The organism is Tardiphaga sp. 37S4, from assembly GCF_021044645.1.
Lineage (GTDB): Bacteria > Pseudomonadota > Alphaproteobacteria > Rhizobiales > Xanthobacteraceae > Tardiphaga > Tardiphaga robiniae.
In genome coordinates, this window is the sequence record NZ_CP088008.1 from 1,457,024 (window position 1) to 1,482,587 (window position 25,564).

The window sequence follows — 25,564 nt, forward strand, 5'->3', positions numbered from 1 at the left end:
CGTTGCCTTGTTGATGAGCGTCGGTGCCATGGACGTGGCTTCGGCCGCTGGTGCCCTCGCCGTGGGCAAGTGCGGTGCCTATGGTCAGGCATTCGACTACCCGGCACAGGGGGCGGCGCTGGCGGCCGCTAAGAAGCAGTGCAAGGGCGAATGCACGACCGTAACGATGAACCGCGCCTGTGCAGCCTTCGCCGTCGATATGAAGAACCCCTGCGGCGCACACGGCTATGCCGTGGCGCCCCGTATTTCGAGTTCGCTGAATCAGGCGACCAAGAAATGCTATGACTACGGCGGTAAGGAATGCGTTATCCGCGCCTGGGCCTGCGACGCCAAGGGCTAGAGCTCCCTGACAAATATCTCGTTCAATGGGCCTGCGGCAGCTAGACTGCTGCAATGATTCAATTTTTCCGGACACTTCTGAAGTCTGCCGCCGACGCCGATCCGTCCGTTCGCGAATTTCGCAAGGCGCTGAGCCGCGAGATGCTGTTGACCGAACGGTTGCGGGTCAAGACGGTCATTGGCACCGTGGTGATCGTGACGCTGTCGCTGTCCATCGCCTATCTGGTGGCGCCGTCGAGCTTCGCGCGCATATCCAATGGCCAGTTCGATCTTAAATCGTCTTTTATGATCACGGGCCCGCTGCTGCTGTTCGAATTCTTCGTTCTTTACAAGATCAATCAGCGCATCGCCGCAGGGCAGGATATTGCGCAGGGGCGGCGCTATCTGAGCGCACTCATCGAGACCAGCATTCCAACGGCTGCACTGCATCTCCATATGGGCTGGATGGGGCCGGCGGCGGCGTTGGCATTTGCGGCGCCTTTGTCCTATTTCATCTTCATCATTCTATCCACGCTTCGGCTCGATTTCTGGCTGTCGACATTTACCGGCTTTGTCGCGGCCGCCCAGATGCTCGCGCTGGCCATGCTGTATCATCCGGTGCAATTCGCCTCGGAACCGGCACCGGATTTTGCGTTTCAGCTTATCCGCAGCGCCATGGTCTTGCTCTGCGGTATTCTTGCAGGCGCGGTCGGCTTGCAACTCCGTCGCCAGTTCGAGGCGAGCATCGCGGCAACTTCGGCGCGCGATCGTGTCACCAATCTGTTCGGTCAGCATGTCTCGCCGCAGGTTGTGGAGCAGTTGCTGGCGTCGGGAACGAGCTCTACGACCGAGATGCGTCAGGTCGCGGTGATGTTCGTCGATATCCGTAACTTTACCGCAGCGACCCGTGTGCATTCGCCCCGCGAGGTGGTGGATCGGCTCGACGAGACCTTTGCTCTATTGGTCGACGTGCTGGATCGACATTCCGGGATCGTGAACAAGTTTCTCGGTGACGGATTTCTCGCGCTGTTCGGAGCGCCCATTGAGGATCCGAATGCGGCGCATTGCGCCGTACAAGCGGCACGCGAGATGCTCATAGCTGTCGACAAAAGCAATCGGGACAGTGAATGGCCTCTGCGCATCGGCATCGGGCTTCATATTGGGGCCGTGATTGCCGGCAACGTTGGCTCCCCGCGCCGCAAGGAATACACCGTCATCGGCGATACCGTGAACTTCGCGGCCCGGCTTGAGGCGCTCAACAAACAGTTCGGCTCGCAACTGCTGATCTCTGCTTCCATACGCGATGCCTTGGGCGACACTTGCAGCGACGCGGAGCTGCTCGGCGATGTGCCGATCCGCGGCTATGACCTGCCGCAAGCTATCTGGCGCTTGGGCTGAGTGCTGCGTCAGTTCTCGAAGAATGGCGCCCGGGGCGGTCGCATGACCATGCCGAAGCGCGCATAGACTCCCTGGCGCTCGAAATTGTCCCGCACGTGTCCCGCGGCGAATGACCATTCGTAGGGGCCGGTGCGCAAGCCAGTCAGATGGCCGCCGATCCGGGTCTGCTGGCTGAAATAGTCGTTCGACAGTGCGGCCTCCGGGCCGATCCAGAACAAATCGAACAGGCGCCAGCCGGCTGCAATGCGCGTGGTATAGCCAGTATCGATGGTCGTGCCTGAGATGGCATATTGCAGCATCAGCTCGCGTGTCGGCTCCCACCAGACGTCCATCGTGCCCCGCGCGCCGAGCATCGCGCGAAGCCGGGAGCGGTGCTGCTCGTGGTAGAAATAGTCGGCTTCCATATCGAGGCCAGCCAATAGCTGAACTTCCAGATTGCCGCTTCGGATGAGGTAGCCCGGCAGGATCGCTGCGCGGCTGATCTGGGTGTAGTCTGAGCGCGTGCCTGTTGTGTAGCGTTCGAGGTTTTCCGACAGAAAGAAACGCAGAATGAAACCGTCCTTGTTAAGGCCGGCGGGAGCCCATTGCAGCCCCAAATAGGCACCAAGGCTCCAATGCGACGCGTCCACGCCGCCGAAATACATCAGGCGGTCCGGCATGCCTCCGGAGAGAAAATCGAAGGCGCGCCGTTTTTTGGTACGCGTGTCGAACAGGGACGACCAAAAGCTCGATGAGCCGGATGCCGGCTCGATCGTCGTATCGATCTCGCCGACATCCTGAGCCGAGGCTACGCCGCAGGAATATGCGGCCGCTGCAACGCATAATGCGCGTAACGCCAGTCCCCAACGCATCGAGCCCCCACCCAACGCAACAGAAACACAACATAAAAATACAACTTAAGGTAGATTATCTTGGGGATAAGCCTACGTCCAGTGTGGATAAGTAATAATCTGAAAAAATCTGCTGTGAGATCGTCGCGCGGCTTCAAAGCTGCGACGGCAGCAGGTTCTGAACCTTGGCACCTTCGCGCTCCTCGATGATCTCGGCGATCCAGCGCCGATGGCAGTGTTCGTGGTCGCGCTCGTAGCAGAGGATGCAGACCGGTCCGGACTTCGTCACCAGCGCCGCCAGCTCATCCATCTCCTCCCGTGCCTGCGGTGTCTTGAGGTGAGCCATATAGATCTTTTCGAGCGCTGCGAGCTTGCCGCTGCGTGCGGCTTCGCGGCCGTCCTTGGGCGTACCCAGTCCGCGCAGATGGATGTAGCCGATGCCGCGCTCGTCGAGGCCGGCGGCGAGTTGGTTCTTGGAGAAACCCGGCCGCCGCGACGCGGCGACGGCACGCACATCGACCAGCAGCTTGACGCCGGCATTTTGCAGTTCATCGAGCACGGCTTTCGCTGGCGTCTGCTCGTAACCGACGGTGAAGAGTTGAGGCGCTTTTCGGGCCATGTGAGCATCCCCGTGATCGACGAATGATTGGCACAATGTCGCGGCAGGCCGCGAGGCGTTGCTCCCATTTGCAACATGGCACATAGTCAACTCAACAAACTCCGCCAGTTCAATGGCTGATATCACCGGGGGAATAATGGTTCGCATGGTTGGTGCGTTAGGCGTAATCGCGCTCGCGCTTGTGTCGTTTCAGTCCACATCTCTGGCGCAAGGCGCATATCCGGATCGTCCGGTCAGAATTATCGTGCCGATCGCGCCCGGCGGCAGCTACGATCTGGTCGGGCGGCATCTCGCCGACGCGCTGGCGAAGCGAACGGGGCAGGCGTTCTTTGTCGAGAACAAGCCAGGAGCGGGCACTGTCGTGGGCACGCAGGCTGCGGCCCAGAGCGAGGCCGACGGCTATACGCTGATGGTCGGCGGCCTTTCCAACATGGCCTTCAACTCCGCGCTCTACGCCAAGCTTGCCTATGATCCGCTGAAGGATTTCGTGCCGGTCGCGCTGGTCTACAAGTTTGGCTACATCATGGTTGGCCGCAAGGATCTGCCGCAGCAGACGCCGAAGGAGATCGTCGCGGCCGCATTGGACAAGCCGGGGTCGATCACTGTGGCGACGGCCGGCGTCGGGACCGGCCAGCAATTGGTGGCCGCGGCCTTCATGAAGTCTGCCGGCGTCAAGCTGCAGGAGGTGCCTTACAGGGGATCTCCACCGGCCTTCGCCGATTTGCTGGCGGGGCGTATCGATCTGTTCTTCGATTCGATTGCTGCCGGGCTGCCTTATGTGCAGACGGGGCAGGTGAGGGGCATCGCGGTGCTGTCGTCGAAGCGGAGCCCGCTGGCGCCTGACGTGCCGACCATGTCCGAAGCGGGCGTGCCCGGCTTCGACGTGGATTCATGGCTGGGCATTTTCGTGCCGGCAAAAACGCCGCCTCCGGTAATCGCAAAACTCCGCCAGGACATTCGGGCGGTGTTGCCCGATCTGAAGGAGCGGTTCGAGAAAAGCGGCGGTGAGCCCTGGGATATGCCCGACGACAAGCTCAACGGCTTCATCGCATCAGAACATGCGACCTGGACAAAACTGATCCGCGAGGCCGGCATCAAGCTCGATTGAGTAATGCTGGCGGGCGCTACGTCACCCGCTCGATCAACGCCATGGCACCGTGTGGTGCACGCACCTTGGCCTCGTGGATCACATAGGCGAACACGTCGCGTGGCTGCTTCTTGACCTTGGCGTCGTCGACGCGCGGTAGGTCGGTTGGCTCGCCGCCGCCGGCCCAGGTCTCGAAACGTTTGGCCCAGGCATCCAGCGCCTTCGGTGGATAGGCAGTCTTGATGCTGTCCTCACCCTTCTGCAAACGCAGATAGACGAAGTCGCCGGTGACATCGGCAATGGCCGGGTAGGTGGCGTGTTCGGAGAATACCACGGGGATCTTGAACTGTCGTAGCAGCGCAATGAAGGCCGGCACGCAGAAACTGTCGTGGCGGACCTCGACCACATGGCGCAGCTTGCGCCCACCGAGCTCGGTCGGCAACAATTCGAGAAACTTCCCGAAATCGGCTTCGTCGAATTTCTTGGTTGGCGCGAATTGCCACAGAACGGGGCCGAGCTTGTCGCCGAGTTCGAGCACGCCGGAATCATAGAACCGGTTCACGCTCTCGCCGGCTTCGGCGAGCACCCGGCGATTGGTTGCGAAGCGGGGGCCCTTGAGCGAGAATACGAAATCTTCCGGCACCTCGCGCGCCCATTTGCGAAAGCTCTCCGGCTTCTGCGAGCCGTAGAAGGTCCCGTTGATCTCGATCGAGGTCAGCTTGGACGCGGCATAGCTGAGCTCCTTCGCTTGCGTGAGTTTCTCCGGATAGAACACCCCGCGCCACGGCGCGAAAGTCCAACCGCCGATGCCGATACGGATTTGTCCGGATTTCGCAACCATTGTGAGGCCGATCCTTTCAGTATTCGCCGTGTTACTCAGTGCCGCGCCGGCAGCACCGGCTTGGTTACGCCCTCCACGCCGGTCAGCACCAGCATCGTCAGCAGTGCATTCTGCGGCCCGATATAAGCGTCGACGGGCTTGTACCATTCATTGCGCGAATGCCAGTTGCCGCCCTGGCCGCCGCCGCCGATGGTCACCGCAGGGATGCCGAGCGACATCGCGAGATTGGAGTCCGTGCTGGAGCCGGCAAAGGTGACATGGGGCGCGCGGGTCAGCGCGGTCACGGCGCGCGCGGTCGCCTGCACGAGGGGAGAGTCCTCTGCGACAACGCCCGCCGGGCGGTCGCCAATCAGTTTGATCTCGACAGTGATCTTGTCCGATCCCCAGCGTTTGTTTTCTTCACCAACTGCGTCCTTCACCTGATCGAGAAGCCTCGCTTCGAGTTTCAACAGTTCTTCGGTCGAATTCGATCGCATGTCGATCGTCATGCGGGCTTCGGCTGCGATGGCGTTGACGGATGTGCCGCCACTTACCGTTCCGACTGTGAAAGTGGTTTTCGGATCCGAGGGTGTCTGCAGCTCCGAGATTTTCGCGACCGCGCGACCCAGCGCATGGGTCGCGCTCGGCAGGCCGAATTCCTGAAAACTGTGACCGCCCGGACCCTTGAAGATCATCTCGTAGCGGTGGCTTCCGGTTCCCTGGTTGACGATGCGCGTGACGCCGAGGCCGTCGATCGAGATGAAGCCGTCGATGTCCTTGTTGTCGCGAAACAGGGCTTTGACGCCGCGCAGATTGCCCAGCTCTTCTTCGCCGACGCTGGCGACGAACATGACGTCCCCGACCGTCGCGATCTGCTGGGTGTTGAGGGTCTGCATCAAAGACAGCAAGGCCGCGAGCCCACGGGCATCGTCACCGATCCCCGGCGCCAGATAGACGCCGTCCTTTTCCTTCACCGTGACGTCGGTCCCCTCGGGAAAGACAGTGTCCTGATGTGCGGAGATGACCAGCTTCGGCGTTCCGGCGGTGCCCTTGCGCCGGGCGGTCACATTGCCCTCGGCGTCGATCACGGCGTCCTTGAAGCCCAGTTCCTGAAACCGTGACAGAATATAGTTGCCGCGCAGATTCTCCTTGAACGGAGGCGCGGGAATTTCGGTGATCCGGATCTGCTCTTTCAGGGTGCGGGCATCGTCGGCCTTGATGGCATCGAGCGCAGCCATGACGCGCGAATCGGACAGCACCGTCGTCGTGACGGTATCAATTGTCTGCGCGGTGACATGGCTGGCGCCGAAGGATGCCAGCGTCAGCGATGCAGCGAATAGGCATGGTCCGAGCGAGCGTCGCATGGCATCTCCGATTATCATGCGCGGAGACGATTGTGGTCGCGGTTCAGGAGGGCTTCCGCCTCGAGAAAACCGCGCGAACGCGCCGCTGTTGACCAGGGTAAGGTAGCGGGCACCCGCGAGACTGGCTATAGCTCGCCAGCAACAGAATGGTGCCAGGGTGCGGTGTTTGCGGCCGGTGCGGCGTTGAACGCAGTCCCGGGACCCCCTTGCGGAACGTCTCCAGCATCCCTATTTTGTTTCCAACGGCGACGATGATGCTTAATAGCTCCGGCGCTGGGACGACCTTGAATAGCTTGGTGCGCCGGATGTACGTGCGCCTGTTGTTCGGGGTCGTTGGCATTTTTGGGCCACTTTTGGCCATTCCCCCTCTGATGGCTTGTTCCGGCACCAGTTAAGGCCTCGCCGTTCCCTGTCCGCCTTGGCATGGTCCGGCGCGGCAGATATATGCTGGCGCCATGAACGAAGCCATCAGACCGGGGCCCGGACAGATATTGCAGGCGGGCGCTCCGCTGCAGCTGTCCGTTGTCGTCCCCACTTTCAACGAGCGCGGCAATGTCGCCACCCTGGTGCAGCGGTTGGACGCGGCGCTGGTCGGCATTTCCTGGGAAGTCATTTTCGTCGACGACAATTCGCCGGACGGCACGGCCGACGCGGTCCGTGAGCTGGCGCGGGGTGACTCGCGTGTCCGCTGCATCCGCCGCATCGGCCGGCGCGGCCTGTCAGGCGCCTGTATCGAAGGTATGCTGGCCTCCAGCGCGCCCTGCGCGGCGGTGATCGACGGCGACTTGCAACACGATGAGACCCAGCTCGGCAAGATGCTTGGTCTGATCGAAAGCGGCGCCGCCGAACTGGTGATCGGCAGCCGCTATATCGAGGGCGGCAGTGCCGACAGTTTCAACCAGCAGCGCCTCGGCGCCAGTAAATTCGCCACTGCTGTCGCGCAACGCGTATTGCGCGTGAAGATCGCGGATCCGATGAGCGGCTTCTTCATGATCCGCCGCGATCGCTTCGAACAACTGGCGCCGAAACTCTCAACGCAGGGCTTCAAGATCCTGCTCGATGTTGTCGCGACGGCAGAAGGCGATCTTCGTGTCATCGAGGTGCCCTACACCTTCGGCTCACGCCTGCATGGTGAGAGCAAGCTCGATTCCATGGTGGCGCTCGACTTCCTGGGCCTGGTGCTGGCGAAGCTGACCAACGATACCGTGTCGCTGCGCTTCCTGCTGTTTGCTATGGTCGGCTCGATCGGCCTGTTCGTGCATTTCGCCGTGTTGTTCGTCACGCTGGAAGTTTTCGATCCGCCATTCGCAGAGGCGCAGGCCATTGCGGCGTTTTGCGCGATGACCGGCAACTTCCTGCTCAACAATTTCCTGACCTATCGCGACCAGCGTTTGAAAGGTTTCGGCATCCTGCGTGGTCTGGCGATCTTCTACGTGGTCTGCAGCGTGGGTCTGCTCGCCAATGTCGGCGTGGCTTGGTCGGTCTTCGACCAGGAGCCGATCTGGTGGCTGGCGGGTGCTTCCGGCGCGCTGATGGGCGTGGTCTGGAACTACGCGATGTCGGGCCTGTTCGTGTGGCGGAAACGGTGATCGCTGGATGACCGCGCAGGAACTGCGGCTGGTTCGCGGCACTGCGGCCGTGGTCGTCGGTCTGGTGCTGCTGCGGCTCGCGGCGGCCGCATGGACGCCGCTGACCTTCGACGAAGCCTATTACTGGATGTGGTCGAAACATCTGGCGGGCGGTTACTACGATCACCCGCCGATGGTCGCAGTGGTGATCCGGCTCGGCACCATGATCGCGGGCGATACCGAATTCGGTGTACGTGTCGTCTCGGTCCTGCTGGCACTGCCGATGAGCTGGGCGGTGTATCGCACGGCCGAGCTGCTGTTCGGCGGTCGACGGACCGCGTCAACGGCGGTGATCCTGCTCAACGCGACGATGATCACGTCGGTCGGGTTGATGATCGTCACGCCGGACGCGCCGGTGCTGGTCGCCTCGAGTTTCGTGTTGTTGGCGCTGGCCCAGGTGCTGGCCACCGGGCAGGGCGCGTGGTGGCTCGCGGTGGGCTTGGCTGTCGGCGTAGCGCTACTATCGAAATATACCGCGCTGTTTTTCGGGCCGGCGATCCTGATCTGGCTCATTGCCGTACCGAAGATGCGGCGCTGGCTGATCTCGCCATGGCCCTATCTCGGCGGTCTGGTAGCGCTCGCGGTGTTCTCGCCGGTGCTGTTCTGGAATGCCGAACATGGCTGGGTGTCTTTCATCAAGCAGCTCGGACGCGCCCGGATCGATCACTTCAATCCGGCCTTCATCGCCGAACTGATTCCGACCCAATTCGCCTTCGCGACACCGCTGGTATTCATTCTCGGCGTGATGGGCCTCTATGCCCTGGCCGTCCGCAGGCCCGGAGCGTGGCCGGCGCGGGTGCTGCTGAATGCGATGTTCTGGGTCATCGTGCTGTATTTCGGCTGGCATGCGCTGCACAGCCGCGTCGAAGCCAACTGGTTCGCGCCAGTCTATCCGACGCTGGCCATCATTGCTGCCGTCGCGGCAACCATCGTGCAATGGAAGCCTCGCGAGCAGCGCACGGTGGATTTCTGCCTGCGCTGGGCGGGGCCGACCGGCGTCGTCATGTTCACGGCACTGGTGGTGCAGGCCAATACGGGTCTGCTGTCCGGCTACAAGCGTGATGCGACAGTACGCAGCATCGGCGTGGGTTTTGTCGAACTGGCGGCCGACGTCGAGGCGGTTCGCGTCCGTGTCGGGGCCACATGCGTGGTGGCGCCCGATTACGGCACCACGGGATGGCTGACCTTCTATCTGCCGAAGGGGACCTGTGTCTTCCAGCGCACCCAGCGGATTCGCTGGGTGAACATGCCGGAGCCGACTGCAGAGCAGCTATCCGGCAACCTTTTGCTGGTGGGTGAGCAAAATGCTGCGGCCAATCCGGAATGGCGGGCGGCTTTTGCGAATATCGAGAAAGTGGCTGACCTCAAACGCAAACGTGGCCCGCTGGTCGTGGAGAATGTCGAGCTGAATCTGCTGGAAGGCGCGAAAGGCGATGTACTGGACCGTTCGCCGCCACCCGAGATGCTGCCGCGCTAGGAGGCGCGACCACCATGCGCTTGATAGCGCGATGGTGGTCGGCTGTCGCGTTCATGGCGCAAAGTGATAGTTCACGCCGATCTTGCCGAGCTGCATGGTCTGGGCAATATCGGCATTCAGATAATAAGGGCCGACCATCGGAGGGGCATTGATCACGCCTTCGAGGCTCGCATTGTCGTGGCCGAAGCCGATGTAGTTGTACTCCGCCTTGACGGACCAGTTTGGCGCGAAGCCGTATTCCACGCCGGCACCGACCACGTAACCGGTGTGAAGGCGGGATCCGTCGAGATTTGCGTATTGTGGACCCGACGACAGTGATATGGCGTGATGATCCCCGGCGAGGGCGACGCCGCCCTTGAGATAGGTCAGCCAGCGCTCGTTGGTCACCATGCCGATACGTGCGGTGGCCATTGCGAGCCATTCGGTGCGCGAGCGCATATCGAGATTGTTATCAAAATTGGTGCGAGTACCGCCGCCGATATTGCCGCCGACCAGTTCACCTTCAACACCCATGACGATCACCCCGAGCTGCACATTGGCGCCGATCTGGCCGCCGCCAAAGCCTCCGGTCATCGAGAACTTCCCATCGGGCGTGTAGTCGCGCCAGTCGCCGTGTCCCGATCCGTAGCCTGCCTGCGCACCGAGATAGAGCCCGGTCCAATTGAATCCTGACTGTGCGTATTGCAGCGGCGGGATCGGTTTGGCGGCATCGGGAGCGCCGAACTGGTAATTCGCGCCGAGCTTGATGAGATGCAGCGTCTGCTTGGTCGAAGCCGTGGAGGCGATCGGCCCGGTGGAGGCCCGCGTGCCGCTGAAATCGAACTCGTGGTCGGGGAAGCCGATGAAATTATACTCGCCGCGCAGCGACCAGTTGTTGGCAAGCGCATATTCCATGCCGGCGCCGACGATCCAACCCCGCCGTGTCTCGCTGCCGGACAGTGTAAGCCGGTCCGGCCCCGGCACCGAAACCTGAACGTCGTAGCCGTGATCTTCATTGGCCCAGGCGAAGCCGCCCTTGGCGTAAGTGAGCCAGCGGCCATTGGCGAAGCCAACGCGTCCGGTCACGGTCGATAGCCAGTTGATTTGCGACGTCTGGGACAGGGTGGCCTGGTTCAGAACGCTCACCGTGCGATTGCCCTTGATGCCGCTAAAGCTGATGTCGGCCTCGATGCCGAGTAGCAGATTGCCGATCTGTTGATTGTAGCCGGCCTGAATGCCGCCCAGCGCGCCGTCGGTCCGGATATTCAGGATCTGCCATTCGGTCCCGCCGAGACCATAACCGGCATGAACGCCGGCATAAAAGCCGGTCCAGTTATAGGCGGGATCGATGGCGGAGGCCTTGGTATAGGCGCGGGCCGGCACGTCTGCGGCGATGGCGACATTGCCGAGGCTGAGGATGCCGATGGTGCCGAGGAGAAGCTGTTTCATGTCGTTTCCTTGCAGGTGCGCTGGCGGCCCTCGAGGAATCGGAGCTGCTTCGCGCGTCATTTCGGCAGCGACCATGTATAAAAATACCGCTCTCGTCGTGGTCGTAAGCGCGTGACTTGTGCTGGATCGCGCTCTTGGCGTCGCATTGTGAGCGGCTGTCGCCGCTCGGTCTCACCTGGAAGTACTACTGGGGAACGCGATCTTGGGACCACACGACGACCACCGGCCAACGACTTATGGGTCACCATCGGGGCGCAGTGCGCCGCTATGGTTTCGAAAGACGATAAATTATCGTCGTCGGCGTTGAACCAAAGTCAGGGGTCCGGACGACCTATCTCCGCACACATTGAAATGGGCGGTGATTGGGAACATGGAAAACACAAATCTCGCATTCAGCAGCCACTCCGACTTTGGATCCGACCGTGCCAAGGTGCACAGCATCGAAAAGCCGGACCCCGTGAACCTCACCGAGGTCGGCGGCCTGCGCGGAGCGCGGATCGCCAGCGTGATCAACCAGATCAATGAGAGCTTTGCCGACCAGCAGTTCTCGACCCGGGTGGTCGCCGAGAAGCTCGGCCTGTCCGTCCGCTACGTTCAGGATTTGCTGCAGGGTTCCGGCCTCAGCATCACCGATCGCATCATGGAGCTGAGGCTTGAAAAGGCCCGCAGCATGCTGACCGGCGATCGGCAGTGCAGCCTGAAGATCAGTGAAGTCGCGGCCGCCTGCGGCTTCAACGAACTATCCTATTTCCACCGCAGCTTCCGTCGTCGCTTCGGCGCGTCGCCGGCTAAATTCCGCATCCAGTCAATGAATGGCTGACGCGCGCTTGCGCTTGAAATAGTCCAGCGTCCCGCGGCTGATGACGTGATCCTCAGGGGTCACCTCGTCGGCCGCGATGTCGTCTGCTTTGGCCAGGCGGGTATAGAGTGCGCCAAAATCCTGATAGCTGTCCTGCAGCAGTTTCTCGAAGCTCTCAATGACGAAATAGCTCTGCTGGAAATCGTCGATGATGTAGTTCGTCCGCATCACGCGTTCGAGGTCGAACGTGATCCGGTTCGGCGAGGCGTCTTCCAGGGCGAAGACCGACTCTGTTGCTGACGACAGAATGCCGGCGCCGAAGATGCGCAACCCGTCCGCGCTGTTCATCAGTCCAAACTCCACCGTGTACCAGTATAATCGTGCCAGGTTTTTCAACTGGCCGAGCGCCATCGCGCGCTGGCCGCCTTTTCCATAGGCCTCCATGAAGTCGGCATAGACCGGGTTCGCCAATAGCGGAACGTGCCCGAAGACGTCATGGAAGATGTCCGGTTCCTGCAGGTAGTCCATTTCGTGTTCGGGGCGGATGAAGGCGCCGGCCGGGAAGCGGCGATTGGCAAGATGATCGAAGAAGATCTCGTCGGGCACCAGTTCGGCGACCGGCACGACCTGCCAGCCGGTCAGCGGCTTTAGACGTGCACTCAGTTTCTCCAGATCGGGAATGCCGGATTCGGACAGCTGCAGCGTGTTCAGCGCAACGAGGAATTCGTTGCAAGCCCGGCCTTTAAGGACGGTCTGTGCGCGGGCGAACAGGCGGTCCCAGCGATCGTGCTCGGCGGCGGAGTAGGAGCCCCAGTCCTGGTCCAGCGTGAAGTCAGGGCGTTTCGGGGCGCTGAGGTAGCGGCTCTTCTCGGTCGACTGGTTCAGCTCGGTCATGACGCTCTCCGACTCCGACGGTCCGATCAGAGCATAAGGTTCCGCTGCCGAATAGTTCCGTCAAAAGAAGCAACTTCTCGCATCCGCCCGTCCGACGATAGCAATCCACCATCGTCCAGATCTTATTTGCAAAGGCGTTTCCTTGTCGGACACCCGTCTCGATGACATTTTCAGTGGTAACAAACGTGGTCCCACATCGCTGAAATGATTGCGAAATCTCGGCGAAACCTCGCGGGAGCCACGGGCAGAACACTCCCATCATCGATCATAAGGAATACGACCGTGCGGTCCGTCATGTCTTCTCGCTTCCTCTCAGGCGCTTTCGCGGCAGTGTTGCTGGTTTCCGGCGCCACAGGGGCTTTCGCTGATAACTGGCCGAGCCGGACGATCAAGCTGATCGTTCCATTCCCGCCGGGCGGCGCTGCTGACATCACGGCGCGGGTTTATGCCGACAAGCTCGGCGAGGCGCTGAAGCAGACAGTCGTGGTCGAGAACAAGGCTGGTGCCGGTACGGCTATTGCTGCCGACGCGGTCGCCAAGGCCGATCCGGATGGCTACACGCTGTCGCTGGCGCCCGCAGGGCAGCTCACGATCCTGCCGCATATCAACAAGACCATCTCTTACGACCCCTTCAAGAGCTTCACGCCGGTGGCGATGCTCACGTCGGTGCCATACGTGCTCGCGGCCAGCCCAGATACGCCCGTGTCATCAGTGAAGGAGCTCGTCGCTGCGGCGAAACGCGAGCCGGGGAAATTCACCTACTCGTCGTGCGGACCCGGCACGCTCTGCCATCTGAGCGGCGAGCTGTTCAAGAGCCTGACCGAGACGGATCTGCTGCATGTGCCGTTCAAGGGCAGCGCTCCGGCCGTCAATGCACTGCTCGGAAATCAGGTGAACCTGTCTTTCGACACCCTGACGGTGCTGGCGCCGCAGATCCGCGACGGCAAGGTCAAGGGTCTCGTGATCACCAGCCGCGAGCGCTCGTCGCAGCTGCCCGATGTGCCGACGCCGGCGGAAGCAGGCGTGGCTGACTTTGTCGTCGACTCCTGGTTCGGCCTCGTCGTGCCTGCAGGGACGCCCGATGCCATTGTCGATCGCCTGAACGCCGAAGTGGTGCGCATCGGCGCGCTGCCGGATGTTCGCGAGCGTCTCGAAAAGCAGGGCCTCAGCATCACGACCTCGACGCCTCAGGCCTTCGCCAAGACGATCAAGAACGATTACGCCCGCTGGGGACGCGTCGTCGATGCGTCTGGCGCGAAGCTTTTCTGACTACTAGCCATATTGCCTGACACATCGGTCGGGCCAAGCTGAAACCAAGAAAGGCCGGGTTGAATTTTCAACCCGGCCTTTCGCTTATCGATTATCTGCTGAAGCCTGTGTTCAGGCAGCAGCCTTCGGCTTCTCGATCGGATGCGGAACGCGGAAGCCGACGGCAAGACGGTTCCAGACATTGATGGCGCCGATCGCCACCGTGATCTTGAGGCATTCCTCTTCCGAGAAATGCGCGCGCAGCGCTTCATAATCGGCATCGGGCGCGCGCGTCTGCGCGATCAGCGTGACGGCATCGACCCAGGCGAGGAGGGCACGCTCGCGCGGCGTATAGACCGTGGATTCGTGCCAGACCGACATCATGTTGATCCACTGTTCGCTGAGACCGTCGTGACGGGATTCCTTCACATGCATGTCGACGCAGAAGGCGCAGCCATTGATGATCGACGAGCGGAGCTTGATGAGGTGGACGATCGCAGGCTCGAGGCCGCTTTCCTTGACGACATATTGATCGAGCGCGGCGACGGCCTTGTAGGCGTCGGGGGCGGCCTTGGCGATGTTGAGGCGGGCTTGCATGGTCTTTCTCCTTGGTGTGTGGTTTCAGGTTTCAGGTTTCAGTTGGCGTTACGGCGTCGTTCGTTGAGCTCCAGAAAGGCACAGCCGCGGGCGGCAATGGCGCCGTCGGTGTCCTTGGCGCGGAGATCGCCGAGCACATCGGCGATGCTCACCTTGGCCAGCTCATCGCGATAGACGCGCTCGGCCCGCAGCATCGCGGCATTGATGCCGCAGGGCGCCGTGGGTTTGCCGGGCAGGGGATTGGGCCCGCGCTGGCGGATTTCGCTGCAGCGGAAGGCGGGCGCATCGCCCTCAACGGCAAGGACGACATCGAGCAAGGTGATCTGGTCTGGCGTCCGGGCAAGGCGATAGCCGCCGGTCGGGCCAGGCTGTGCGATGAGCAAGCCGGCGCCCGAAAGCGCCTGCAGGTGTTTCAGGAGATAGCTGGTGGACACGCCATGGAATTCGGCGAGGGCGCCGGCGGACAACACGCCGTTCGATTGCAGGCCTGCGAGCATCGCCACGCTGTGGATCGCCTGCTCAACCCCGTCGCTCATCTTCATGGCTTATTTCACCTCTATCGTGGATAATTATTATCCGCGATTAAGGATGTCGTCAAGTGTCAGGTCCTGAGGTGGTTCGCTGGTGGGCAGCGCAACAGAATCTAAATCCCGAAGCCGGTATCACCCGACCTAGGTACTGTGATCCGAAGCCGGGGGCCGGGTCAGTTCAGGGAACTCGACATGGCATTGCGTGACTTGCTGGCGCCGCAGGCGCGGCGGACGACTTTCGTTGCAGCAGCCATTCTCGGAGCCGGCCTCGCCGCGACATTCGCCATTCGCGAATTCTCGGAGCGTCTGATTGCGGCCGATATGCAGCGTCGCTTCGCGGTCGACGCGGTTGATATTTCCAATGCGATCAGCGAACGGCTGCGCACCCACGCCGAAGTACTGGTCAGCATGCAGGGGTTGTACGCCTCGATCGGCCGCGTCGATCGCGCCCAGTTCCGTCGCTACATCGATGTGCTCGATCTCGGCCGCCGCTATCCCGGCTTCCAGGCCTTGCAGTCGCTGCGTCATGTGACGCCGGATCATCTAGATGCCTTCATTGCGGAAGTTCGTGCCGACAAGAGCATCGAGCATTCCGGACAGCCGGATTTCGCCGTGCGTCCGCCGGGGCCACGATCAATCTACAACGTAGTCGAATTCGTCGAGCCGATGCGTGGCAACGAAAATGCGCTGGGCTTCGATGCCGGTGCCAATCCTGCGCAACTGGACTCGCTGCGGCGTTCCGCGGAGACCGGCCGGATTGTCGCGACGCCGCCGGTCAAACTGGTGCAGGACACCTCGGGTGGCCTCGGTTTCATTATCCGTGCGCCGATCTACCGGGCCGGCGAGCCCACGCAGACCGTCTCGCAGCGAAACGCAGCGCTCCACGGTTTTGTTGCATCGGTCTATCGCACCAATGACCTGATGCGCGGCATCCTCGATCCGCGCACGCTGCAGCAGATGCATATCCAGGTGGTTGATCGCGGTTATGCCAAGCCGACGCAGGAAGGCGTCATGATTGGCGAGCCGGAAGATGCGACCGTCACTCCGACCCTCATGTATGACAGTCTTGAGCCCAATCTCGGTCTCGTGACGCAAATGGTGATGTCGGCGGGGATCTCGGCGGATCGTTCGCTGGTTGTCGGCGAGCGCGTCTGGCGCGTGCTGTTCACCACCAATCCCGGCTCGATCTACGAAGTCAGCCATACAGTGCCGAACGTCGTCCTCGCCAGCGGCACCGCCATCAGCCTCCTGATGATGCTGCTCGCCGTGATCACGATGAGATCGCGCCGGTTGTCCGGCAATCTCAGCACGCTCGATGCCGAGCAGCGCGCGCTGGTCGACAATCCGCTGGCAGGCATCCTGTTTACGGCCGGCCACCGGATCCTGCGCGGCAATCGCCGGATCGCTGAACTCTGCGGTCGCAGCTCCGCTGCGCTTCTCGGCAACACGATCGACGAGCTGGTTGCGACGAAGGAGGACGGGGAGGCGTTCGATGCCGCGTTGGATCGTATTCGTGACAGCGCCATGGCGACGGAAGTCGAACTGCATCTGCGCCGCAGCGACGGTTCCACGCTGCTGGTCGATGCCTATGGCAAGCCGCTGGCGACCGGCGATATCCTCTGGGTGATCCAGGACAAGACCGACGCGCTCGCTGTCGAGGCGGAGCGGCGCGCGCATGCGCAGGCTATGGAGGAGGCCAACGAACGGCTGACGACCTCGCTGCAACTGTCGGAAATTCGCGCCAAGGAAATCGTTCTGCTCACTGAACTCTCGGGCGTGCTGCAGTCGTGTCAGTCGCGCGAAGAGATTTTCGCGGCGGTTCAGACCTATGCAGGCTACCTGTTCACGGAAGAGGCAGGAGCGCTGTACTATCTGAATAACGCACGCAACGCAGTTCAGCGCGGCGCCCATTGGGGGCGCACTACAGGCCGATGCGGTGTCGTTTCCGATCGATGACTGCTGGGCGCTGCGTCGTGGCACGACATTCCCGATTTCAGAGGCGAGTCAGGGACTGGTCTGCAATCATGCCGGTCCGTGCGGTGTCACCGGTACGGGGTTCGTTTGTCAGCCGCTGATCGCGCAGAACAACCTGCTTGGTCTGCTGTATCGCGAGCATACTTCTGTGTTCGGTGAGGGGGCGGATCAATTGGCGACGATGCTGGCCGAACAGGTGTCGCTGGCGATGGCCAATCTCGAACTCCGCGAGCTGCTGCGTCAGCAGGCGGTGCGCGATCCGCTGACGGATCTTCACAACCGCCGCTACCTAGAAGATGCCCTGGTGCGCGAGACCACGCGCAGCCAGCAGGACGGCAAGCCGCTCGCGCTGGCGATGCTCGACATCGATCACTTCAAGGGTATCAATGACAGCCACGGCCATGAGGCCGGTGATGCCGTGCTGCGCGGCCTCGGCAGGATATTGCGTGAGACGACGCGCGCCTCGGATATCATCGGCCGGTTCGGCGGGGAGGAGTTCCTGATGTTGATGCCGAGCGTCACGGTCGAGGTTGCGGCGCAGCGGGCGCAGCAGGTGCTCGATGCCGTGTATCGCATGCAGGTGACGCTGCCATCGGCCACGCTCGATGGCGTCACACTGTCGATCGGTCTGGCGGTGATGCCGGTGCACGTCGCCGAGGGCGATGATCTGCTCGCGGCCGCCGACGCCGCGCTTTACGAGGCCAAGCGAGAGGGCCGCAACCGCGTCGTGGTCAGTCATCGCCGTGCAAAGGCCGACACCGCGGCCTGAGCTCGTGGGTCATTACAGGATGGGTAGAACGTAGGCGCATCGCGCCGAAGCGATACCCCTCACACATCGTGACAACGAGCGATGAATGTCGCGAGGATGCTACGATCCTACGACTCCTGAACGTCCAGGCATACTTTGTCGGTTTAAGGCGGCGCGATCGGTCCGTCCTATGCATTGCGGAGGCGAATGCCGCTGACATGCAGCGATGTCTCCCACAAGGGCGCCAGCGTCTTCAGGGACGGCAGGACGCGCAATTCGACGCCGGCGGCTTCCAGTGCCTTTTCGATGTTGTCGATCCGCTCCATGTTCAGCGGCATGGACGGCGTGCGCGAAATCCACATACCCGCATCGTCCAGCGATTCAAACCCGTCCGGCGAAAGCTCGTAGCGATAGATGGTGGTGTGGGAGAGCCGGTCCAGCCAGGCAAGCTCTATATGCGCGACCATGCGGCAGGTGGTCATCTTCTTGTAGGCCGTGAGGTATTCCGGCGTCGTGCTCGCTGTCGGCCAGACAAAAATACGCGGGCAGTCGCGCGGGAACAGATACATCGGCGCATGCCAGTCATCGATCGCCCAGACCAAGGGGCCGTTGAGCCACTCCTGTCCCTGGGCGCGAGGCGTCGCAACCTCCACCTGCCGCGGCATGAAGACTTCGATGTTGTTCTCTTCGCTGAAATGAAACAGGCGCATGGCGCACTCATGTGCGTCCATGCTCGGCGCGTCAATGACCGTCATGCGTGTTTGGCCGTTCACGAAGCTGCGCGTGATGAATTTGTGGATCGTCATGTCGGATCGGCCGCTCCCGGAACGTCTTTCAGACGGAACACGTTGAAATTCACCAAGGGAGGATCATGTCATGACCGGTTCCAGCCTGACGCCTGTGGCCGAACTCGTGAAGAAGGCCAGTTTTCGCTATCCCAATGAGAGCCGTGAATACCGCGATGCGCGTAATGCGTTGCTTGTCGAGGAGATCGAACTGCGGCGTCAGATCGAACGCGTCGCGGAGCTGCGTCGTGCGCTACCAGATGGCGGCGAGGTGACCAAGGACTACGACTTCATCGGAGAGAAGGGCCCCGTGAATTTCGCGGGCCTGTTCGGCGACAAGCAGACGCTCGTCGTTTACTCCTACATGTACGGGCCGCAGCGCGAGAAGCCGTGCCCGATGTGCACATCGCTGCTGTCGGCCTGGGACGGCGAGGTGCCTGACATTACGCAGCGCGTGGCGCTGGCCGTTGTGGCGCGCTCGCCGATCGAGCGGCTGGTCGCTTTCAAGAAGCAGCGTGGCTGGCATTACCTGCCTTTGTTCTCGGACACCTCCGGCGCGTTCAGCCGCGACTATCACGGGCTGACCAAGGACGGTGGCGACGATGCTGCCTTCAACGTCTTCACCCGCCGCAGCGGCAAGATTCGCCATTTCTGGAGCGGCGAGATGGATGGATCTACGGCCGATCCCGGCCAGGACCCGCGCGGGGCGCCAGATCTGATGCCGCTCTGGACGATTCTGGACGTTACGCCGGAAGGGCGGGGCACCGACTGGTATCCGAAGCTGAACTACTGAGGTCGTGGCCATTTAGCGGCTACGCGGGCCAAATCGATGGCTCAGATTACCTAAATACCGCGAAACCAACATGGTTCCACGCGCACCAGCCTCGCACTAGGCCAATGGCCTAATCACAGCGCGCCAATAGTTCGGGCCGGGCGTGACCCAAAACCCCAGCGCGCCTGAGACCGGCCTGCGAGAGCCCACAAAGCTCTCGCAGGTTCCCCGAATTCGTCCTGTCGGTTACTCAAAAAGGCCATGATTGGCAGGCCTTTAGGTAGGCAATCGGTGGGGGACCTCCAATTAATTCGCATTTAACTAAAACTCGCCTTAATGGCGTTTCGCATCCCTGCGCGGTGCTTTTCGAGACCTGTGTGTCTCGTCAGGCACAACGGGCAGGGAGCTTAGTAAACGTGTGTTGGACGTCAGGCGTATGAGCAGCAGTAAACGTGCGTTGAACCATTCTGCACCCTCACGCCGAGGCCAGCATCAAGTGTCGAAATCCAGTTCACGTATCTTCGTGACCGGCGCTGCTCTTGCCGCCGTCGCATTGACCGGTGGATGGACGCTCGCCGGCAAGCTTTTCCAGAACGGCGTGCAGCCTGCGATGGTCTCGGCCAATCTCGGCAATGATGCAGGCATTGGCCAGTCGTCCTTCGCTGAGCGCTTCGACAGCCGTTTCTCGCGCACCGAACACCGTACTTCCTTCTCAGAGCGTTTCGAGCCGGCCGTTAATGCGCCGCTCGCTGCCGCGCAGACCGAGCCCAAGCGTCAGGTCGCCTGGTTCGACCCGACCTATTCGATGGGCGCCGCGCCCGAGCGCTTCGTCAAGCGCAACGCGGCTTCTGAAGCTGTGATCCCTGCACCAGCCGCGAAGCCGCAGGAAGTCGCACTGATGCAGCCGGCACCGACGGTGCGCCAGCTCGTCGACAGCATTCCGATGCCGGCCGCACGGCCCTCCGATGCCCGTACGCCGTCCGCGCCGCAGCAGGCAACACAAGCGCCGTCGCAGCCGGTCGCACAGGCCAGCGCCGCCAGGGGCGGTGCCTATGGCCACGACTCACTGGTTCAGAAGGCGCGGCTGGCGCTGGCTGCGCAGCCCAAGTCCGGCAATTTCAACGTCTTCGAGAAACTGTTCGGCGGCAACGCTCCGCAGTCCGGCCCCGTGCTCGCTTATGCCGGCTCCGACGGCGGCGTGCTGAGCAATGGCACCGATGCGGCGGCTAGCAATGAGCCCACCCTGAGCGATCGCACCACCGCGGTCTACGACATCTCCGCGCGTAAAGTGTACATGCCCGACGGCACCAAGCTGGAAGCGCATTCCGGCCTCGGCAGCCGTCTCGACAATCCCGCTTATGCCCATGAGAAGATGCGCGGCGTGACGCCGCCGCACATCTATGACCTGAAGCCGCGCGAGGCTCTGTTCCACGGTGTGGCCGCGCTGCGCCTGACGCCGGTCGGCGGCGAGGGCGCGATCCATGGCCGCACGGGTCTGCTCGCGCATACCTACATGCTCGGTCCTAATGGCGATTCCAATGGCTGCGTCTCGTTCCGGGACTACAACAAGTTTCTGCAGGCCTATCGCAACGGCGAAGTGAAGCGCCTCATCGTGGTTGCCAAACTCGACTGATCGATATGACTGACGTGCCGCTCATGAAGGCGATGCGCGTTAAGTGACTATGAGCCGACCTTCGGATCGATCTTCCGTGCGCTGGCGACATCTGCTGCGCCGCCCGTAATGTCGCCCATTTCAAGCCGTGTCATGCCGCGCAGATAGAGCGCCTTGGCGTATTTCGGATTGATGCGCAGCGCCGCATTGAAATCGGCCATGGCGCGGTCGTTGTCGCCCTTGTCGGACCACACGCTGCCACGATTGGTCAGCGCCGCCACATAGGTCGGTGCGATGCGGATCGCCTCGTTGTAGTCGGCGATGGCACGATCGTTGTCCCCCTTCAGGCTGAAGGCGAAGCCGCGGTTGAACACCGGGCAGGGATCGTTCGGATTGATCCGGATCGCTTCGCCGAAATCGGCGATGGCGCGCGCATGATCGCCCTTCACCAGCCAGGCGCCGCCGCGATTGCTATAGGCGCCGCCTTCCTGCGGATTGAGACGGATCGCCATGTCGTAGTCGGCAATAGCGCGGTCGTTATCGTCCTTGGCGTACCAGGCGACACCGCGATTGACATAGGCATCGGTGTTGTTGGGATCGAGACCGAGCGCCACGCTGAAGTCGCTGATGGCGCGGTCGTTGTCGCCGCGGGCGAGCCAGAGATTGCCGCGCATGAAATAGGCGCGGGCATAATCCGGGTTCAGGCGGATGGCTTCGTCGAAGGCAGCCATGGCAGGGCCGCTCTCGTGCCGTTCATTATATTCGAAGGCGCGGTTGAAATGCAGCTCAGCAAGCTGGCGGCCGCGGTAGTTGCCTGACGCGATGGCGCGGTCGCAGGCCGCGATCGCCAGGACGCCGGAGGCATCGGTACATTGCTGTGCATCGTCGGCGGCAGCTTGCGCGATCGGCATTGCTGCGCTCGCCAGCATGGCAGCGAACAGGACGCGGATGGCGCAACGGTTCAGGCTTGGAAAGTGGCGCATGGCTCGACCTCTCGCGTGTGACAGGCGTTGGTCACACCGCGAGGAGGAAGGGTTCAATGGTGGGAGAGGCTACCGGAAATCGATGCTGCGCAGCACGATACCGGGCGGCTTGCCCTCAAATTCGGCGTTCGCGAATTTGCGCGCTGCGCAGGCCTCGATGCGATCGCGCAGCCGGACGAATTGCTCCTCGCGTTGTTCGGGCTTGGTGCGTTTCGCCTTTTCAAGCTCGTCCATCGCACTGGTGCTGATCGCGCAGGTGACTTCGATCGCGTCATTCATCATCGAGAACAGGACGACCATGCGATTATATTCGAAGCTCTGGAAAACACCGTGTGTAAGCGCCATCGTCGTCTTCCCGCGTTAGGCCTTGCGCTTCGGCACGACAGGGTTGAGTTCAGCGATCTTGCGCAAGCATTCGGCCTCGGTGGGATGTGGGCCCGTGACAAAGGTTCCGCTGATCTTGGTGCTGTACCAGCCGGACTCGACGCCGAGGCGGAGAGATTCTGCGACTTGAACGTGACGGTGCAAGAGGTTCTGCATGAGGATGCTTTCGGTTGAGCGCTGGCTGCTGCGGGATCGCTGCGACCTGCGTAATGATGGGATCAGTCGTTGGCGGCAAGCCGCGTAAAATCGTCCAGAACGATGGCGATCAGATCGCGGTGCTGGGTATCCTGTGCGCTGAGCGATGCGCCGTAGAGATTGAGGACGTAGCGCGCCTTCGCTGCAGCCTCAGGCCATGTGGTGGCCGGCGTGGTCAGTAACTGCTCTTCGAGTGCCAGCTGCCGCTCACGCAGTGCTGCGGCATTGGATTCGACTTCGGCGAGACTGCGCCGGATATCGGTGGCTTTCTGTGCCGCCATGCCGCGGCGGCTATCCAGCTCGACGGGAGTGTCGGTCATGGTGCGCTCGCATCGATACGCTGCACATCTGCCAGCTCAAGCGACCCAATGGAGATCATCTCCATGGAACTTGTATGGGGTGGTGCACCGGGCACGATCATCATGGTCGCCGTGCGCCGATAGCTGGCGAAGGACAGTCCCTCGATCATCTCCTCATCGGTGATGACGTCATACGACCCTGCCGGGATCAAACGACCAAGGCCCTTCAACTGGAAAGGATGCTTGAAAGTAACGGTCTCACGGCGCGATCTCGTGGTCACGCGCGCATGTCGCTGCTGAGATACGGCATGCTTTCAGCGTGCGCCTATTCACAGACATTAGCCATCGATTTCTTTGAGCGATCCGGTGTTTCGTCGAATTTCGCTATGATTGTCTTGTTATTGGACGTTTTGTCGCCATTTCGAGGATGTATCTGACATCGATGACATTCTCGCCGACGCTTGCGCTGGGTTTTTCTCGCAAGATCGTCGTGCAATGTGCAACGCTTGCGATGTCTCGCTTTTGAAATCAACGATTTGCCGGGATGAGGTGTTTTGCATGAAGATCCGTGTTGGCTACGAGATGATCTATGATTTCCCGCAGCCGACGCCCGTCATGATCGTGATGGGCATGCACTTCACGCGTGCCTCCGACGTGGTGGTGCCGGACTATCTCACGATAAATCCCTCAGTTCCGATCACGCCCTATCGCGATGGCTTTGGCAACTGGTGCAGCCGCATTGTTGCGCCGACGGGCCGCATCACGTTCAAAGCCGACGGGATCGTCAACGATAGCGGCAAGCCGGACATTATCGTGCCGTCAGCCATCCAGCACGCGGTAGAGGATCTGCCGGCCGAGACGATCGTCTATCTGCTCGGCAGCCGTTACTGCGAGACGGATCGGCTGTCGGACGTCGCCTGGCAGCTGTTTGAGAAGACTGTGCCTGGCTGGGCGCGCGTGCAGGCAATCTGCGATTTCGTGCATAACCATATCCAGTTCGGTTACGAGCACGCACGCGCGACCAAGACCGCCTGGGACGCTTACAACGAGGGGAAGGGCGTTTGCCGCGACTATGCACATCTGGCCATCACCTTCTGCCGCTGCATGAATATTCCAGCGCGCTACTGCACCGGCTATCTCGGTGACATCGGTATGCCGAAGCCATGGGCCGACGGCGATTTCGCCGGCTGGTTCGAAGCCTATATCGGCGGCCGCTGGTATACATTTGACGCCCGCAACAACATCCCGCGCATCGGACGTGTGTTGATCGCGCAGGGCCGCGATGCCGCGGATGTGCCGATCACGCAAACTTTTGGGCCGAACACGCTGGTGAGTTTCAAGGTGTGGACCGACGAGATCGACGAAAGCACGCAGGCGGTCAACTGACTCGCTTTGTGGGCTCTGTCGTTACACTCGCTTAGGCCTGCATTTTCAGCAGCATGTGAGCGGCCAGGAAGGAACCGAGCGCGCCGCTGAGAATTTCACCTGTCATAACTTCGTAAGGACAGGACCGATGGCAAACACTCTGACAAGCCTGACGACCGCCGTGGCATTGATTGCGGGTTCCAGCGTCGTGGCTTTGGGCAGCGGCACGGAGGCGCAGCGCGAAGCCTGCACGCCGGATGCGTTTCGCCTCTGTACATCGGCAATGCCGGATGAGGGGCGGGTAGAAAATTGCTTGCGCAGCGCAGGACCGCGCTTGAGCCGCGCCTGCTATGATGTGTTCTTTCCGCAGATCGAGCACGATCAGGCTCAGATGATGCGTGGGCAAGCTCCGTCACGCGAACGCATGAAGCCATCAGCGGCGGATCGCATGCAGACACCGTCGATGCCGCAGATGCCGCCGGCCGGCGGTGATGATGATTGAGGCAAGGCGAGATCTGGCCTCGCGATAACAAGCAAGGGCGGTGCTGATTGCACCGCCCTTGGCCTATGTCGGATTGTTGAGCAGAGCGCGTGGGTTACCTGAAGCCGCCGGTGGCGTGCAGCGTTTCGCCCGTCACGTAAGATGCAGCATCCGAAGCCAGGAATGCCACAACGGAGGCGATTTCCTCGACCTTGCCGATGCGGCCCATGGGCGTGACGGATTCGATCCACTTGCGCATGTCGCCTTCATGGAATCCGGCTGATACCACGCCCTCGGTCGCGATCATGCCGGGATTGACGGCGTTGACGCGGATCTTGCGCGGCGCAAGCTCCTTTGCCAGTACCGATGTGATCGCATCGACCGAGGCCTTGGTCGCGGTGTAGACCGCCGAGCCCGGTGGGGTGATCGTCGAGACGCCCGATGAGATGTTGATGATGCTGCCGCCATTGGCGTTGAAGTGTCTGGCCGCTTCCTGCGAGGCGAGCAGCAGCCCAAGCACGTTCAGATCGAAATGTCTGTGGAAGTGCTCCGGCGTAATGCTATCGAGCGGCGCGAATTCGTAGACGCCCGCATTGTTGACGAGAACGTCGATCGGCCCGAACGCCTTGACGGTCTCGGCCACCACGGATTTGGCGCCGTCCGGCTCGGCGAGATTGCCGTGCACGGCGATGGCCTTGCCGCCCTTGGCAGTGATCTTCGCGACAACCTCGTCGGCGCCCTTCTTGCTGGATGCGTAATTGACGGCGACGGCAGCGCCCTCGGCGGCGAGCTGGATGGCGATTTCAGCGCCGATGCCCTTGGAGCCGCCGGTCACCAGCGCAACTTTGCCTTCGAATGTCTTGGTCATGGTCGTGATCCCTCTTGGATGCTTCAATAGTTCGGAAGTATGGGACTATTGAACCAGCGCA

General features: G+C 61.6%; 28 protein-coding genes. 13 read left to right on the forward strand and 15 right to left on the reverse strand.

Features of this window, described 5'->3' with window-relative positions:
• Positions 1-13: 13 nt before the first annotated feature.
• Both LPB73_RS06825 and LPB73_RS06830 read left to right on the forward strand, forming a co-directional pair.
• Positions 14-340: a DUF4189 domain-containing protein gene (locus LPB73_RS06825; RefSeq protein ID WP_315844185.1), complete on the forward strand. Its 327-nt coding sequence runs from the start codon at positions 14-16 to the stop codon at positions 338-340.
• 53 nt (positions 341-393) lie between these two features.
• Positions 394-1,716 carry an adenylate/guanylate cyclase domain-containing protein gene (locus tag LPB73_RS06830; protein ID WP_231080070.1) on the forward strand — a complete coding sequence of 441 codons (1,323 nt, stop codon included), beginning with the start codon at positions 394-396 and terminating at the stop codon, positions 1,714-1,716.
• Positions 1,717-1,724: 8 nt separating this feature from the next.
• Here the strand turns inward: LPB73_RS06830 and bcsS are convergent, their stop codons facing one another.
• Positions 1,725-2,567, reverse strand: a complete 843-nt coding sequence (bcsS, locus tag LPB73_RS06835) for a cellulose biosynthesis protein BcsS (RefSeq protein WP_231080071.1) — start codon at positions 2,565-2,567, stop codon at positions 1,725-1,727.
• Positions 2,568-2,700: 133 nt separating this feature from the next.
• A complete protein-coding gene (locus LPB73_RS06840; protein WP_175365812.1) occupies positions 2,701-3,165 on the reverse strand; it encodes a DUF488 family protein in 465 nt (154 codons plus the stop codon).
• Positions 3,166-3,310: 145 nt separating this feature from the next.
• Here LPB73_RS06840 and LPB73_RS06845 point away from each other — a divergent pair, with 145 nt between their 5' ends.
• Complete coding sequence (locus tag LPB73_RS06845; protein WP_231080072.1) at positions 3,311-4,273, forward strand: Bug family tripartite tricarboxylate transporter substrate binding protein; 963 nt, start codon at positions 3,311-3,313, stop codon at positions 4,271-4,273.
• Between the two features lie 16 nt (positions 4,274-4,289).
• Here the strand turns inward: LPB73_RS06845 and LPB73_RS06850 are convergent, their stop codons facing one another.
• Positions 4,290-5,093, reverse strand: a complete 804-nt coding sequence (locus tag LPB73_RS06850; protein WP_231080073.1) for a DUF72 domain-containing protein — start codon at positions 5,091-5,093, stop codon at positions 4,290-4,292.
• 35 nt (positions 5,094-5,128) lie between these two features.
• Positions 5,129-6,436 carry a M20/M25/M40 family metallo-hydrolase gene (locus LPB73_RS06855; protein ID WP_231080074.1) on the reverse strand — a complete coding sequence of 436 codons (1,308 nt, stop codon included), beginning with the start codon at positions 6,434-6,436 and terminating at the stop codon, positions 5,129-5,131.
• A gap of 455 nt (positions 6,437-6,891) precedes the next feature.
• Between LPB73_RS06855 and LPB73_RS06860 the strand changes: the two genes are divergently transcribed.
• A complete protein-coding gene (locus tag LPB73_RS06860; protein WP_231080075.1) occupies positions 6,892-8,025 on the forward strand; it encodes a glycosyltransferase in 1,134 nt (377 codons plus the stop codon).
• A gap of 7 nt (positions 8,026-8,032) precedes the next feature.
• Positions 8,033-9,541 (forward strand): glycosyltransferase family 39 protein, encoded by a 1,509-nt coding sequence (locus LPB73_RS06865; RefSeq protein WP_231080076.1) that lies wholly within the window; start codon positions 8,033-8,035, stop codon positions 9,539-9,541.
• A 51-nt stretch (positions 9,542-9,592) separates the two neighbouring features.
• Here the strand turns inward: LPB73_RS06865 and LPB73_RS06870 are convergent, their stop codons facing one another.
• Entirely contained in the window at positions 9,593-10,969 is a 1,377-nt protein-coding gene (locus tag LPB73_RS06870) for an outer membrane protein (protein WP_231080077.1), read from the reverse strand.
• 370 nt (positions 10,970-11,339) lie between these two features.
• On the opposite strand from LPB73_RS06870, the gene LPB73_RS06875 reads away from it, so the two are divergent.
• On the forward strand, positions 11,340-11,789 hold the full coding sequence (locus tag LPB73_RS06875) for a helix-turn-helix transcriptional regulator (RefSeq protein ID WP_068736063.1): 450 nt from the start codon (positions 11,340-11,342) through the stop codon (positions 11,787-11,789).
• Here the strand turns inward: LPB73_RS06875 and phhA are convergent.
• Complete coding sequence (gene phhA, locus LPB73_RS06880) at positions 11,775-12,662, reverse strand: phenylalanine 4-monooxygenase (RefSeq protein WP_231080078.1); 888 nt, start codon at positions 12,660-12,662, stop codon at positions 11,775-11,777. The genes LPB73_RS06875 and phhA overlap by 15 nt on opposite strands.
• A gap of 294 nt (positions 12,663-12,956) precedes the next feature.
• Here phhA and LPB73_RS06885 point away from each other — a divergent pair, with 294 nt between their 5' ends.
• On the forward strand, positions 12,957-13,931 hold the full coding sequence (locus LPB73_RS06885) for a Bug family tripartite tricarboxylate transporter substrate binding protein (RefSeq protein WP_231080079.1): 975 nt from the start codon (positions 12,957-12,959) through the stop codon (positions 13,929-13,931).
• Positions 13,932-14,042: 111 nt separating this feature from the next.
• Here the strand turns inward: LPB73_RS06885 and LPB73_RS06890 are convergent, their stop codons facing one another.
• A complete protein-coding gene (locus LPB73_RS06890) occupies positions 14,043-14,507 on the reverse strand; it encodes a carboxymuconolactone decarboxylase family protein (protein WP_231080080.1) in 465 nt (154 codons plus the stop codon).
• A gap of 38 nt (positions 14,508-14,545) precedes the next feature.
• On the reverse strand, positions 14,546-15,049 hold the full coding sequence (locus LPB73_RS06895; protein WP_089264972.1) for an RrF2 family transcriptional regulator: 504 nt from the start codon (positions 15,047-15,049) through the stop codon (positions 14,546-14,548).
• Between the two features lie 180 nt (positions 15,050-15,229).
• Here LPB73_RS06895 and LPB73_RS06900 point away from each other — a divergent pair, with 180 nt between their 5' ends.
• The gene (locus LPB73_RS06900) at positions 15,230-16,993 is read left to right on the forward strand and encodes a CHASE domain-containing protein (RefSeq protein WP_231080081.1); all 1,764 of its coding nucleotides are present in this window, start codon (positions 15,230-15,232) and stop codon (positions 16,991-16,993) included.
• A complete protein-coding gene (locus tag LPB73_RS06905) occupies positions 16,974-17,780 on the forward strand; it encodes a sensor domain-containing diguanylate cyclase (RefSeq protein ID WP_231080082.1) in 807 nt (268 codons plus the stop codon). Before LPB73_RS06900 ends, LPB73_RS06905 begins: the two co-directional genes overlap by 20 nt.
• Before the next feature lie 167 nt (positions 17,781-17,947).
• Here the strand turns inward: LPB73_RS06905 and LPB73_RS06910 are convergent, their stop codons facing one another.
• Positions 17,948-18,469 (reverse strand): DUF6886 family protein, encoded by a 522-nt coding sequence (locus tag LPB73_RS06910; protein ID WP_231081097.1) that lies wholly within the window; start codon positions 18,467-18,469, stop codon positions 17,948-17,950.
• A 166-nt stretch (positions 18,470-18,635) separates the two neighbouring features.
• Between LPB73_RS06910 and LPB73_RS06915 the strand changes: the two genes are divergently transcribed.
• Positions 18,636-19,337, forward strand: coding sequence for a DUF899 family protein (locus tag LPB73_RS06915; protein WP_231080083.1), 702 nt, complete (start codon positions 18,636-18,638; stop codon positions 19,335-19,337).
• A gap of 475 nt (positions 19,338-19,812) precedes the next feature.
• On the forward strand, positions 19,813-20,949 hold the full coding sequence (locus LPB73_RS06920; RefSeq protein ID WP_231080084.1) for a DUF2778 domain-containing protein: 1,137 nt from the start codon (positions 19,813-19,815) through the stop codon (positions 20,947-20,949).
• Between the two features lie 47 nt (positions 20,950-20,996).
• Here the strand turns inward: LPB73_RS06920 and LPB73_RS06925 are convergent, their stop codons facing one another.
• From LPB73_RS06925 to LPB73_RS06945, 5 genes are all read right to left on the reverse strand, one after another.
• Positions 20,997-21,911: a tetratricopeptide repeat protein gene (locus LPB73_RS06925; protein ID WP_089264968.1), complete on the reverse strand. Its 915-nt coding sequence runs from the start codon at positions 21,909-21,911 to the stop codon at positions 20,997-20,999.
• Between the two features lie 69 nt (positions 21,912-21,980).
• The gene (locus LPB73_RS06930; protein ID WP_231080085.1) at positions 21,981-22,256 is read right to left on the reverse strand and encodes a DUF1488 family protein; all 276 of its coding nucleotides are present in this window, start codon (positions 22,254-22,256) and stop codon (positions 21,981-21,983) included.
• A 15-nt stretch (positions 22,257-22,271) separates the two neighbouring features.
• Complete coding sequence (locus LPB73_RS06935) at positions 22,272-22,451, reverse strand: hypothetical protein (protein ID WP_068736084.1); 180 nt, start codon at positions 22,449-22,451, stop codon at positions 22,272-22,274.
• Between the two features lie 62 nt (positions 22,452-22,513).
• Positions 22,514-22,810, reverse strand: a complete 297-nt coding sequence (locus LPB73_RS06940; protein WP_068736086.1) for a hypothetical protein — start codon at positions 22,808-22,810, stop codon at positions 22,514-22,516.
• A complete protein-coding gene (locus tag LPB73_RS06945) occupies positions 22,807-23,070 on the reverse strand; it encodes a hypothetical protein (RefSeq protein WP_068736091.1) in 264 nt (87 codons plus the stop codon). Before LPB73_RS06945 ends, LPB73_RS06940 begins: the two co-directional genes overlap by 4 nt.
• Positions 23,071-23,347: 277 nt before the next feature.
• Here LPB73_RS06945 and LPB73_RS06950 point away from each other — a divergent pair, with 277 nt between their 5' ends.
• Together LPB73_RS06950 and LPB73_RS06955 are read left to right on the forward strand one after the other, a co-directional pair.
• Positions 23,348-24,175, forward strand: a complete 828-nt coding sequence (locus tag LPB73_RS06950) for a transglutaminase domain-containing protein (protein WP_120292670.1) — start codon at positions 23,348-23,350, stop codon at positions 24,173-24,175.
• Positions 24,176-24,302: 127 nt separating this feature from the next.
• Positions 24,303-24,656, forward strand: a complete 354-nt coding sequence (locus LPB73_RS06955) for a hypothetical protein (RefSeq protein WP_231080086.1) — start codon at positions 24,303-24,305, stop codon at positions 24,654-24,656.
• A 94-nt stretch (positions 24,657-24,750) separates the two neighbouring features.
• Here LPB73_RS06955 and LPB73_RS06960 read toward each other — a convergent pair whose 3' ends face one another.
• Positions 24,751-25,503: an SDR family NAD(P)-dependent oxidoreductase gene (locus tag LPB73_RS06960; protein WP_231080087.1), complete on the reverse strand. Its 753-nt coding sequence runs from the start codon at positions 25,501-25,503 to the stop codon at positions 24,751-24,753.
• Positions 25,504-25,564: the final 61 nt, after the last annotated feature.